The sequence below is a fragment of the Acinetobacter amyesii genome (assembly GCF_023499985.1).
Classification (GTDB): domain Bacteria; phylum Pseudomonadota; class Gammaproteobacteria; order Pseudomonadales; family Moraxellaceae; genus Acinetobacter; species Acinetobacter amyesii.
The window spans coordinates 547,727-560,313 of record NZ_JAMCOU010000013.1 but is presented as its reverse complement, the minus strand read 5'-3'; the positions used below and the strand labels follow the sequence as shown (position 1 = coordinate 560,313).

The 12,587-nt window shown below is 35.5% G+C and carries 13 protein-coding genes and 1 pseudogene; 12 read left to right on the top strand and 2 right to left on the bottom strand.

The window, feature by feature from the left end; all coding sequences use genetic code 11:
* The 10 genes and pseudogenes from M5F03_RS04245 to M5F03_RS04205 form a co-directional block, all read left to right on the top strand.
* Positions 1-672: DUF2345 domain-containing protein (locus M5F03_RS04245; protein WP_249706797.1), on the top strand; the 672-nt coding region annotated here is incomplete at its 5' end.
* Positions 672-1,670 (top strand): hypothetical protein, encoded by a 999-nt coding sequence (locus tag M5F03_RS04240; protein WP_180122666.1) that lies wholly within the window; start codon positions 672-674, stop codon positions 1,668-1,670. The genes M5F03_RS04245 and M5F03_RS04240, both read left to right, overlap by 1 nt.
* A gap of 4 nt (positions 1,671-1,674) precedes the next feature.
* A complete protein-coding gene (locus tag M5F03_RS04235) occupies positions 1,675-2,943 on the top strand; it encodes a type VI immunity family protein (RefSeq protein ID WP_249706795.1) in 1,269 nt (422 codons plus the stop codon).
* Between the two features lie 8 nt (positions 2,944-2,951).
* Entirely contained in the window at positions 2,952-3,869 is a 918-nt protein-coding gene (locus M5F03_RS04230) for a PoNe immunity protein domain-containing protein (protein WP_372491122.1), read from the top strand.
* A pseudogene (locus M5F03_RS16730) lies at positions 3,824-3,961 on the top strand (type VI immunity family protein); the annotation flags it as partial. The gene M5F03_RS04230 and the pseudogene M5F03_RS16730, both read left to right, overlap by 46 nt.
* A gap of 67 nt (positions 3,962-4,028) precedes the next feature.
* Positions 4,029-5,291 (top strand): type VI immunity family protein, encoded by a 1,263-nt coding sequence (locus tag M5F03_RS04225; RefSeq protein WP_249706791.1) that lies wholly within the window; start codon positions 4,029-4,031, stop codon positions 5,289-5,291.
* Positions 5,288-5,581, top strand: a complete 294-nt coding sequence (locus tag M5F03_RS04220; RefSeq protein WP_249706789.1) for a hypothetical protein — start codon at positions 5,288-5,290, stop codon at positions 5,579-5,581. Before M5F03_RS04225 ends, M5F03_RS04220 begins: the two co-directional genes overlap by 4 nt.
* A 15-nt stretch (positions 5,582-5,596) precedes the next feature.
* Positions 5,597-6,298 carry a PoNe immunity protein domain-containing protein gene (locus tag M5F03_RS04215; RefSeq protein ID WP_249706787.1) on the top strand — a complete coding sequence of 234 codons (702 nt, stop codon included), beginning with the start codon at positions 5,597-5,599 and terminating at the stop codon, positions 6,296-6,298.
* A 376-nt stretch (positions 6,299-6,674) separates the two neighbouring features.
* The gene (locus tag M5F03_RS04210; protein ID WP_249706784.1) at positions 6,675-7,304 is read left to right on the top strand and encodes a PoNe immunity protein domain-containing protein; all 630 of its coding nucleotides are present in this window, start codon (positions 6,675-6,677) and stop codon (positions 7,302-7,304) included.
* A gap of 181 nt (positions 7,305-7,485) precedes the next feature.
* Positions 7,486-7,926: a hypothetical protein gene (locus M5F03_RS04205; protein WP_249706782.1), complete on the top strand. Its 441-nt coding sequence runs from the start codon at positions 7,486-7,488 to the stop codon at positions 7,924-7,926.
* Between the two features lie 72 nt (positions 7,927-7,998).
* On the opposite strand, the gene M5F03_RS04200 is transcribed toward M5F03_RS04205, so the two are convergent.
* A complete protein-coding gene (locus M5F03_RS04200; RefSeq protein ID WP_078189109.1) occupies positions 7,999-8,778 on the bottom strand; it encodes a ferredoxin--NADP reductase in 780 nt (259 codons plus the stop codon).
* A 106-nt stretch (positions 8,779-8,884) separates the two neighbouring features.
* Between M5F03_RS04200 and tsaA the strand changes: the two genes are divergently transcribed.
* Entirely contained in the window at positions 8,885-9,592 is a 708-nt protein-coding gene (gene tsaA, locus M5F03_RS04195; RefSeq protein ID WP_249706780.1) for a tRNA (N6-threonylcarbamoyladenosine(37)-N6)-methyltransferase TrmO, read from the top strand.
* 42 nt (positions 9,593-9,634) lie between these two features.
* Here the strand turns inward: tsaA and M5F03_RS04190 are convergent, their stop codons facing one another.
* Positions 9,635-10,600 carry a hypothetical protein gene (locus M5F03_RS04190; RefSeq protein WP_249706778.1) on the bottom strand — a complete coding sequence of 322 codons (966 nt, stop codon included), beginning with the start codon at positions 10,598-10,600 and terminating at the stop codon, positions 9,635-9,637.
* Between the two features lie 186 nt (positions 10,601-10,786).
* On the opposite strand from M5F03_RS04190, the gene tfpB reads away from it, so the two are divergent.
* On the top strand, positions 10,787-12,544 hold the full coding sequence (tfpB, locus tag M5F03_RS04185; RefSeq protein WP_078194425.1) for a type IV pilus assembly ATPase TfpB: 1,758 nt from the start codon (positions 10,787-10,789) through the stop codon (positions 12,542-12,544).
* Positions 12,545-12,587 lie beyond the last annotated feature (43 nt).

The following is a 12,587-nucleotide window of genomic DNA, read 5'->3' as shown; positions in this document are numbered from 1 at the left end:
ATTCATCTTTCAGCAGATAGACAGATCAGCCAAAGTGCGGGCGATAGCATCAATATCAGCAGTCAAAAATCTTTAATTGCCCATGCACAAAGCAAGATCAGTCTATTTGCAGCACAAGAAGGCTTACGTGCGTATGCGGGCAAAGGCAAAGTTGAAATCCAAGCCCAAGGAGATGGGGCAGATTTGATTGCACGAAAAGGTATTCAAATTATTTCCACGGAAGAAAATGTTGATATAAAAAGTCCAAAGGAAATTATTCTTACCGCTGGTGGGTCACAACTTAAAATTACCAGTGCAGGAATATTTCCAACGACTGCGGCAAAGTTTGAAGTAAAGGCGGGACAGCATAAGTTTGTGGGTGGAGCAAAGCAAGCATTACAATTACCGAAACTACCCCAATTAGTCCTTGCTCAAGGCCCTTTCGCTGGGAGGTTTCAGCTTTTTAAAACAAATGGCCGAAATTTCGAAGGTTACAAATATTCTATTAAAGATAAGAGTGGGAATGTTTTAAAAGAAGGCATAACTGATGATCAAGGTTTTACTGATCAAGTTATAACTGAAATAAGTACAAAAATTGAAGTATATAAATCAATTATGAGAGAAAGTGAACGTATTACAGAAAATTGGGAAAATAAATTAGACTCGATGGCTAAACGTACAGGGGAAGATTAATGGCAGTTCCTGTTATCTTGGGGATTATTAAAATTGCTGGTTATGCGATTGCAGCCTATGAGCTTTATCATGTAGGAATGAATATATATACAGAAGTTGAAGCATATAAAGATAATATTAAAAAAGCTAAAGACGAAATGAAAAAAATGATGAAATCTTTAGATTTGGAGATTTCAGATAATATAGATAAAAGAACTGAATTGGCTCAACTGAATGCAATTACTAATTCAGATAAGCAATCTTCTAGTACTACAAAGCCAAGCGGGACCCGAGGGGCAAGTGTAACTGGTATTCAAGCTGCCATTATGCAAAAAATTCCTTTTAGACCTGTGATTAGTAAAGTCTGTGAAACTGCTGATCAGTTGCCTATGGTGCAATTGCGTGCAAAAAGAGGTCAAAAATTTAAGGATGTTGTGCCAAAAAGTAAAGTAGATGTTGTTGCTAAACTACTCAGTATGACTGCTGAAGAGTTTGCTGATGTTTCAATTGAAGAATTTACTATTGTTCGATTAAAACAATTGGCTGTTAATTTTATGATTGAGTGTATGGATGAACTATTGACATGGCGGGGGCCGTTAAAAGCTGAAGTTTGTTTTCCTTATATTACTAAAATGTCACAATTCCAACGTCCTCCATCTAAAGGAACTCGCTTAAGCCGCTCAGGTAGTGATATTAATCCTTTTTGGCCAATGCCAAGCAAAGCACATGGTACGATTAGTGCAGATATAGTGATTCCTGAATATCGAGCTGAAGCTATTTCATTGACAAATATCTTCGCTTTAGTGGAAATTAAGTTTCAGGGGGATCGAATTGGTGAAAAACAATTTTTAACTTATAGACGTTTGAGTACACAATCAAAAAATGAAAAAAAAGTGAGTGGAATTACGGTCAGTGAAGGATTTAAACTTTCACTGTTTCGTTATCCAGAAGATGCTACACCAAAGGATCAAAGTAAAGCCCAAACTCAAGGGAATACAAGAGGTAGAAGAGGAAATTAATATAATGAGTACAGCACAAGTTTATTTAAATAATGAAGAAATAGAAGAACTCATTCGTGATATTCCATTTGATACTTCCATTTTGTATGGAGAGGAAAATAAAGAGTTTGGGGTTTGTCCTTATATCACCTTTTATCTTTTCCATTCGGCCGATAAAGTAGAAGAAATTATAAATAAAATAATTGATATTTATGAAGATTTTGAAAAAAATATTATAGATAAACCATTTAAATTACGTTATAGAGATGATATAGAGGTTTGGAAAAAATCGGAAAAATGGTCAAATAATAGATCTGAGCTTATAGAATTAATGCATAAAAACTATAAAAATCATTTAGTGTATTTTATAGGTGCAACATCAGGTGATAGCCGTGACCAAAGTGCTCGTTGGGCGCTAGAAAGTAAAATCTGTATTCATACAAAAGAATATTCAGTTTTAAAACTAAGTTTCGGTGATAAATGGTATAGATCGAATCAAATTGTTTGGCACTCCTTTGTTCAAAAATGTCTGGAACAACTTAATCCAATTCAAGCTTATAGTGGTTATGAAATAGGAAACACAGGACAATTTGCATTTGTATCTCCAGAGTTTGAAACAGTTGAACGGACTTTCACGGAGTATTTTTACGGGCTCGATATTGATCATCCTGGTATGGAGTTTTCTCATGAAAATATGTTTATTGCAGATGATCGGGATGGGTTAGGTGGTGGTATTCGTACGCCTACATGGTGCTTTTTACTTTCCCCCTACTGGCTAGAGAAACTAGACTTGAGTGAAGAACAAATTCGTGAAAAACTAAATGATCCACGAATTGAAATTACTAAAATTATAGACCCAGAAGATTCAACAAAATACAACTTATGGATACGTTTGGGAGAGCTTTCACTTTATCCAGTTGAAGAAGGTGTTCCTGATTTATTGGTGATGGCAAATGAACTAATTAAACCGATACGTTGTGATAACTTAAAACTGACCACTTTGGATGCGTGGTCAGATGATCCAAATCCACGTTTTGATGCCGTAAGTTCAAAGCAATGGATAGCACGATTTGATGAAGACAGCACTTGGCCTGAATTAAAACGAGTGAAAGTTGAAGTTCAAGAACCAGAAAGAATAGATATTGTTATTGCCGGTAGCCCATGTCCTCATGCAGGATATTGGTATACTTTTGCTAAAGAAAACTCACGTCAATATTTTAAACAAGGTGATATATTCCCTGATTTTGAAAGTGATTGGGGTGATGTGTATTGGCAGTTTGATGGTGAAGAATAAGTGAAAATATGCACTTTGGGGCAGTTTTTGGGCATAAAATGGATTTAGTTAATATAAAAAGACAACAATTTCTTACACCTCAAATGTATGAAACATTAAAGGCGGAAACTCTGAACACTATTGAAACTTTTAAAGTAAATCCTACAGGTGTTGGTGATTCACTAGAAGAAAGATGGGTATACTCTTATGCTATCGTAGCAGAGAACTATTTAAATCTACTTTTATTGGAATATACAGCTGGCAATAGTTTATCTTTTATTAGAAGCCAACTTGAAATAGTTATTGACTATTATGAGCAATATGGAAGTAAATTAAGAAGTTATCATAAAAATATAAACTTACCAGTTTTTGAATTATTTACTATTGATGGCTATTGTCCATGTATTTGGTTAATCAGTTTGTGTTATTTACTCCACCGAAAGGATTTACTACCTAGAGTTGCGAAATTAATTGACGGAGAAATGAGAGAAAATTTTGCTCAAGATTGGCTAATTGAAGAGTATTTATCTTTTTCAGATGAAAATAGATATGATTGTTCAACAGTATTAGTACCAAAACCTTACTTATTATTATGTGAAGCCTTTTCAAATCAAGATAATGAAATTTCTTTAGCTTTTGTCCGTAAGTTTTTAAAGAATTGGTACAAAGATTTATCAGGTGCGCCTTGGCATGATACTCATAAATCAGAAGGTGGCTATTATGGATACTGGGCTTTTGAAGCAGCGTGCGCTGTTATTCTGTTAGAGATAGAGAATGATACTGTCTTACATGAATACTTATATTACCCTAAAGATTTGGTTGAATTTTATCACAAATTCAAGCTCAAAACTTCAGTAATAAATTTTCTTGAAAATCATAATAAATTTTCAATTAAAGCTGGGAAAAATGTCCTCAACAGGGTTATTGGTTTACAGTTGCTAAAGTGAACTCACGTCAATACTTTAACTTGGGAGATGTTTTTCCTGATTTTGAAAGTGATTGGGGCGATGTGTATTGGCAGTTTGATGGTGAAGAGTAATTTATGCCTTCGGGGCTTGATAATCTTGGATCTCTAAAAAATAGAAGTATAAATTAACGAATATTTTATGAGTACAGTACAACTTTATTTAAATGAACAAGAAATAGCTGAATTGGCTCGAGATATTCCTCAGGATACTTCCATAATTTATGGAGAGGAAAAGAAAGAGTTTGGTATTTGCCCCTATATCACTTTGTACATGCATCAAGAAAATGCTGAAGATCTACTAAATAAAGTTTTAGATATTTATATTGAATTTGAAAAAACCATAATAGATAAACCTTTTCAATTAAGGTTTAGGAGTGACACTGAGGTTTGGAAAAAGGCTGATAAATGGATTAGAAGCCGAGATGAGCTTTTAGTTGAAATGCATAAAATCTTTAAAAAATATTTTGTATATTTTATAGGTGCAACATCAGCCGAGGCGGATACACAGAGTGCACGTTGGGCTTTAGAAAGTAATATTCGAGACTCAAATGAGCGCTATTCTAGTATTAAATTAACTTTTGGCGATCAATGGTATAAAACCAATAAGATGGTTTGGCACACTTTTGTTGAAAAAATTTTAAGACAACTCAATCCAATACAAGCTTATAGCGGTTATGAAATAGGTAATACTGGACAGTTTGCTTATATTTCACCTGAGTTCGAAACTGTTGAACGCACATTTTCAGATTATTTTTATGGACTCGATATTGATCATCCTGGTATGGAGTTTTCTCATGAAAATATGTTTATTGCAGATGATCGGGATGGGTTAGGTGGTGGTATTCGTACGCCTACATGGTGCTTTTTACTTTCCCCCTACTGGCTAGAGAAACTAGACTTGAGTGAAGAACAAATTCGTGAAAAACTAAATGATCCACGAATTGAAATTACTAAAATTATAGACCCAGAAGATTCAACAAAATACAACTTATGGATACGTTTGGGAGAGCTTTCACTTTATCCAGTTGAAGAAGGTGTTCCTGATTTATTGGTGATGGCAAATGAACTAATTAAACCGATACGTTGTGATAACTTAAAACTGACCACTTTGGATGCGTGGTCAGATGATCCAAATCCACGTTTTGATGCCGTAAGTTCAAAGCAATGGATTGCACGATTTGATGAAGACAGCACTTGGCCTGAATTAAAACGAGTGGAAGTTGAAGTTCAAGAACCAGAAAGAATAGATATTGTTATTGCCGGTAGTCCATGTCCTCACGAAGGTAATTGGTATACTTTTGCTAAAGAAAACTCACGTCAATATTTTAAACAAGGAGATATTTTTCCTGATTTTGAAAGTGATTGGGGTGATGTGTACTGGCAGTTTGATGGTGAAGAATGATTTATGCCCTTAGGGGCATTATTTTTGGAATAAGAATGATTTTTGATAAAAAGAAAAGACAATTATTTTTAACAGATGAAGTTTACAATAGAGTAAATATATTTTTAAAAGAATTACCTATTGAAATTTTAGAAAGTAAAAAAATATATGAAGACAGTCCATCTGATATAAGAAGATTAGATTATTACTTATCACTACATTCTTATGATTTATTAAGTCTAAATTTTACTGCCGGGTTTGATATTTCTACACTTAGAATTCAATTAGAAGATGTAATTACGAAATATTAAGAATATACAATAGCCTTGCGCAAAGACGAGAAGGATAAAGATTGGGCACCATTTTACTTTACTGCTATAGATGAGTACGAAAGATGTATGCAGTTGATAGGACTCTGTTATCTATTACACAGAAGAGACTTATTACCTCGTATTGCAGCGATGCAGGACAAAATTTACCATGAGCAAACAGACCAATTAGATACACTGTATGAGGACTTTTTATCATTTGAGTTGACGGATAGAAATGATGTGGATCAATGGTTTTTTGATAATCCATATCGCCCATTAATTTTTAGTAAATATAGAGATACTAAAGAAGAGAGTATTCATGATATACAGGAATATTTGAAATTATGGTATCCCGCATTTGAAAGTGCAGCTTGGCATGATACCCATAAAATGGATGAAGGTTTGTACTTTGGATATTGGTCTATAGAAGCTGCTGCTTACGTTTATCAGTTAGATTTAGATGATAGCGAAATAACACATATGATTTATCCAAAAGATTTGGTTAAATTTGCCCGAGAATTTGTACCTTCCGAAAATGATATAAGTAACCCAAGTGCAAAAACGCTAAGAAGCGAAACAGGACAAATTTGCCTTAAAACAGGTGAATGGTATAGTCCTGCGAATAACATGGAAAAACGTCATTTTAAACAGGGTGATGTTATGCCTGAGATTAAAGATAACCCTTGGGGTCTAACGATTTGGTATCTGACTGAATAAGTGGATGCCATTCGGGGTATGTTGGAATAGATATGGACATCTATAAAAAACAAATTCGACAAATTTTTCTAACTGAAAATACTTATATTGAAATCACGAAGTACTTATTAAACTCTTATCATAGATTGGTTCAAAAAAAATTGAGTATAATGGATCCATAAATGATTTAAGACGGTTAAATTATTATATCGCTGAAGAAGCTTATCAATTATTTAGTTTACATTATACAATTGGTAAGTCGATTCAACCTCTCAGAATAGAATTAGAAAATATAATTACGAAATATGAAGAATATACAATAGCCTTACGCAAAGACGAGAAGGATAAAGATTGGGCACCATTTTATTTTACAGCTATAGATGAGTACGAAAGATGTATGCAGTTGATAGGACTGTGTTATCTATTACATAGAAGAGACTTATTACCACGTATTGCAGCGATGCAAGACAAAATTTACCATGAGCAAACAGAACAATTAGATACGCTGTATGAGGACTTTTTATCATTTGAGTTGACGGATAGATATGATGTAGATCAATGGTTTTTTGATAATCCATATCGCCTATTAATTTTTAGTAAATATAGAGATACTAAAGAAGAGAGTATTCAGGATATACAGGAATATTTGAAATTATGGTATCCCGCATTTGAAAGTGCTCCATGGTATGACTTACATAAAATGGAAAATGGAGGTTATTTTGGCTATTGGGCTATAGAAGCTGCTGCTTACGTTTATTTGCTAGATTTAGATGATAGCGAAATAACACATATGATTTATCCAAAAGATTTGGTTAAATTTGCCCGAGAATTTGTACCTTGCGAGAAGGATATAAGTAATCCTAGTACAAAAACTCTAAGATGCGAAGCAGGACAAATTTGCCCTAAAACAGGTGAATGGTATAGTCCTGCGAATAACATGGAAAAACGTCATTTTAATCAAGGAGAAGGTATGCCTGAGATTAAAGATAATCCTTGGGGTCTAACGATTTGGTATCTGACTGAATAAGTAGATGCCATTCGGGGGGGCATTTTGAAATGGATGCGAATATATATTGGCAGTTTACTAGTGATAAATAGGATAAATTTTCCTTTTGGTTCTTCGTTTCTAATGGATAATATTTTTAATTTTCTTTGATTATTATTTTTAATTAAATAAATTAAAACCCAATATTTTTAAAAGGATAATGATGAAAGTTTTAAAAACGAATTTAATGCTTATTATGCTTTCAGCAATGAGTTTAATAGGGTGTAATACTAATTCAACAAAAACTTATGTGTTGACCACAACATCTTATGGTTATGATGCAAGATATATTCCTTATATTGTTGAATTAAATGGAGAAGAGTTAGGTGGAGGGCTAGGTAGTGGAACGAAAAGATCAGCAGTGATAACAGGAACTCAATATATTAAATGGGGAGAAGGTAATAGCTCTAAAAAGCATATTGCAACCAATGTCCCCACATTGACGAATGAAAATTTAAAAGATAAAAAATATTTAGCTGTCCATTTATACCCAGATGATAGTGTTGAGATTACTCTTTCAAATGAATTACCTCGTGCTACAAATAAAGGTTTAGAGTGGAGAGCAAAAATTATTGATGAATTGAAGGTAAAAGAAGAAAAATAGCTGTATCAGTCATGAGTGGCATATAGATAAAAAAAAGCGCATGATGACATGCGCTTTTTAATTTACAGCTAATTATTTTTCAACGAATGCACGCTCGATCACGTAGTCGCCTAGAACTCCCATCTTAGGAGATTCTTTCAGGCCGTGCTGGTCAAGTAGTGCAGCAACGTCGTCTAGGAATGCAGGTGAACCGCAAAGCATTGCGCGGTCAGTTTCAGGGTTGAAACGAGGAAGACCAATTTTTTCGAAAAGTTGACCAGATTCAATGGCAGTAGTTACACGGCCCTGAGTATGGAATTCTTCACGAGTTACCGTAGGGTAGTAAACCAATTTTTCTTTCGCGCCTAATTCACCAAAGAATTCGTGGTTAGGAATTTCATCTAAGATTAAATCTTGATAAGCCAATTCCGAAATGAAACGTGTACCATGTACAACGATGATTTTTTCAAAACGTTCGTAAGTTTCAGGGTCACGAATTACAGAAAGGAACGGTGCAAGACCTGTACCTGAAGAAAGTAGGTATAAGTTTTTACCAGGGTTTAAGTCATCTAGAACTAAAGTACCTGTAGGTTTTTTAGACACTAAAATTTCATCGCCAACTTTTACTTTTTGTAAAATAGACGTTAAAGGACCATCTGGAACTTTAATAGAGAAAAACTCTAATTCTTCTTCATAGTTTGCGCTTGCAATAGAATAAGCGCGCATTAAAGGCTTACCATTTACTTCAAGGCCGATCATCACAAATTGACCGTTTTTAAAACGTAACGCAGTATCGCGAGTGGTTTTAAAAGAGAATAAAGTGTCATTCCAATGGTGGACGTGAGTAATCTTTTCGACGTTAAAAGCAGCCATTAAAGGTCTCAATAAAATTATCAAATTAGAACAGCTTACTATTCTAATCTAAAATCATTCTCGATAAACTGAATATATTTAATTGAACTTATCAGAAAAAGTGATTATGTCTGAGCTTAAAATGCCAATTATCGGGTATATGAAATCTCCCTACCGAGAAAAATTTGGTATTCCACGTCAGCCGAATTTGGTGCAAGTCGAATCTTATATTGAAATGGTAGAACCTTATAACGATTTATTGGCTTTCGAAGGGATTGATGATTTTAGTCATCTTTGGCTGATTTGGCAGTTTCATGAAAATAAAAATGCAGATTCGACAAAATTTCGTCCGCAAGTTCGTCCTCCGCGTTTAGGTGGTAATCAAAAAATCGGGGTATTTGCGACACGAAGTATGTACCGACCGTCACCTTTGGGCTTGTCGGTTGTGCAGCTCAAAGGAGTGAAAAAAGTCGGAAAATCGGTATGTGTCTATGTGGTCGGTAGTGATTTGTTGGATGGAACACCAATTTTAGATATCAAACCGTATATTCAGTATTCAGATGCAGTGATGGATGCGCAAAGCGGTTATGCGCAGGATGAGCCAGAAAGAAAATCTGTGATTTGGTCAGAGCACGCTGAGCAACAAAAACAGGTATTTTTGAATAATGGCAATTTAACCGAACAATTAACAGCAGAACTGGAACAAGTATTGAGTTTAGATCCACGTCCTGCTTATCAGCATGATGATGAACGTGTGTATGGCATGTTATTTGGTGGATTGAATGTAAAATTTCAGGTCTGTGATCTACAAATTCTGATTATTGATATATCTTAATAAAAAAGGAGCTTTTAGCTCCTTTTTTATTAAATGTGTAAATTATTTATTTGCTGCAAAACTTTGTTTGATTGCGTTAAGAGCAACATCGTTATACATGCTGCAAGAGTTCTCAGCTAATTGTTTAAACTCTAAAAATTGAGTTTTTTGAGTAGGATTAGTTGAAGTATTTATCCAATTATCAATAACCTTAATTAAACCCTGCATATTGTATTCCACTCCTTTAGGAGATAGGTAAGCGTCATAAAAACGATTTTTATATTGAGCTACGCCATATTCACTCTCATCATCAGCTACGGTATAGGCTACAGTATCTTTCATGATGTATTTTTTCGCAGTAATATCTGTACTAAGATCAGCCCACCAGTCAGCTAAAAAACTTTGACTATCACTATCTGAGGAATCTGTTAAATCTAAATACTGTTCACTATTTGATACTTTATTTAATTGTAAACAGCGAGAACCAGCGGGAAACTTAATATTTGAAATAGCTGTTAAGTATTTGAGAGCATCGTTAGAAATATAGTTGCTTGAATCAGTAATATTATTTTTTATGATCCAATAATTATAGGCATCAACTTGAGATGCTAGGATTTCACCTTCAAGATTGAAGGACTTCATTGTTGTCGTAATTTTTAGATCTGATGAATTAATAGAGGAATGAGGACTTAGCGTCCACACATTATTTGCAATGGATATATTGCCATTCAGATAGCCATACGAACTGTGTAGAGATCCTTCATCATACAAGCCATTAGCTGTGACCATAAATGAATCGCTACTTTCTGAAGTATATAGTTTACCATTATCGATAGTTGCAGTATCACTTTCGTATGACAGCACATCACTTTCACTGTCGAGTTCAAAAGTTGACCACTGTTGGAAAGCAGCATTTGGTATCGTTGGATTTTCGCTGGAGTCATTATTAGAGGTTGAGTTTCCACCGCCGCAGGCAGTTAAGCTAAGAATAGTCATGGTACAAATTGCTAATATTTTTATTTTCATCATAAATCTTCTTATATCGTAATTATAAAGCCCTGATAGGCAACTTTATTATAGCTTAAATTTATGAATGATTTCATTAATAAAAAAAATAGTATGCTTTCAGAAAATCTATGTGCAAAACACGAATGACACAAGCGTGCCTTTAGAATTTTTTGCTATAGTGGTTTTATGTTTGGGGAACATAGAACAATGACTTTTAATTTTGAAATTGACACTTCATGGTGTTTAGACCAATTACAAAAAGACGGGCGAATTACTGAGCGGGACAAAATGCTGATTCAAACCACGCACCGTCAGCGTGAGCAGTTGAAATGGCATCCTTTACAATGGATTGCCAATTTTAATTTAGTCGATCAGAGTCATCCACAGTCTACCTTAACATTGAATAGACTTTGCCAATGGTTGGCAGAAAAGTCTGGTGTACCGTTTTATATTATCGATCCTTTAAAAGCTGATGTGCCTGCTTTGACAGCCATTATGTCTCAGGAATTTGCAGTACGAAATCGCATTTTAGCGGTTGAATTACAAAATGAGCATGTGCTGATTGCAACGGATCAACCTTATAAAAATGAATGGATTGCCAATTTAGAGAGAACAGTTTTACCACGGAAGATTCAGCGTGTATTACTCAGTCCAGACCAACTACAGCGTTACTTGGTTGAATATTACCAAGTGAGTCGTGCGGTCAGTAATTCGCAAAAATCATCGAGTTATGACCGTGAAAATAAAGGCGTTGAAGCACTATTACAATTAGGTGATACACAAAATCCAGATGCCAATGATCAGCATATTGTGAAGCTTGTGGATTGGGTCTTACAGTTTGCCTTCGAACAAGGTGCAAGTGATATTCACCTCGAGCCGCGTAAAGATACAGGAAAGGTGCGTTTTCGTATCGATGGCGTATTGCATACCATCTACAACATGCCCGCAAATACCCTGACAGCCGTGGTCTCGCGAATTAAGATCTTAGGACGGATGAATGTGGCGGAAAAGCGTAAGCCGCAAGATGGACGTTTAAAAACCCGTACACCCAAAGGCCAAGAAACAGAGCTACGTTTATCGACGCTGCCAACAGCCTTTGGTGAAAAGTTAGTCATGCGTATTTTTGACCCTGAAGTCTTGGTACGTAGTTTCCAACAGCTCGGTTTTGAAGGGCGTCTGTTGGATGATTGGAAGGCCTTAACCAGTCATAGTCACGGTATTATTTTAGTGACCGGTCCGACGGGTTCGGGTAAAACCACCACGCTTTATTCATCACTCAAACAATTGGCAACCGAAGAAGTGAATGTCTGCACCATTGAAGACCCGATTGAGATGTTAGAGCCAAGTTTTAACCAAATGCAGGTGAATACAGGGATTGATCTAGGCTTTGCCGATGGTGTACGGGCTTTAATGCGTCAAGACCCTGACATTATCATGGTCGGGGAGATCCGAGATCATGATACGGCAAATATGGCGATCCAAGCTGCATTAACAGGTCATTTGGTGCTTTCAACTTTACATACCAATGATGCACCATCGAGTTTGACGCGATTACATGATCTGGGGATTCAGCCTTTTTTAACGGCAGCGACCATTTTAGGGGTTTTGGCACAACGTTTGGTTCGTCAACTCTGTCCACATTGTAAGCGTGAGACTTTTATCAATGAACAAGAGTGGAAACATTTGACCTTTGAATATGCGATACAAATGCCTGATTTTGTCTACGAGGCGGTGGGCTGTGATGAATGCCGTCAAACGGGTTATAAAGGCCGTGTGGGAATTTATGAATTTATGCCACTCAGTATTGAAACCAAGCAATTGATTGGTGCCAATGCAGATCTAACCCAACTACGTACACAGGCACGTAAAGAGCATGTCGAGCCATTACGAATTGCAGGTGCGCGTAAAGTACTTGCAGGGGTGACGACTTTAGAGGAAGTCCTGCGTGTCGTACCGCTCAACTAATGGTTTGATCAAATAAATAAAAACGTCTTTGCAGCTTAAGATT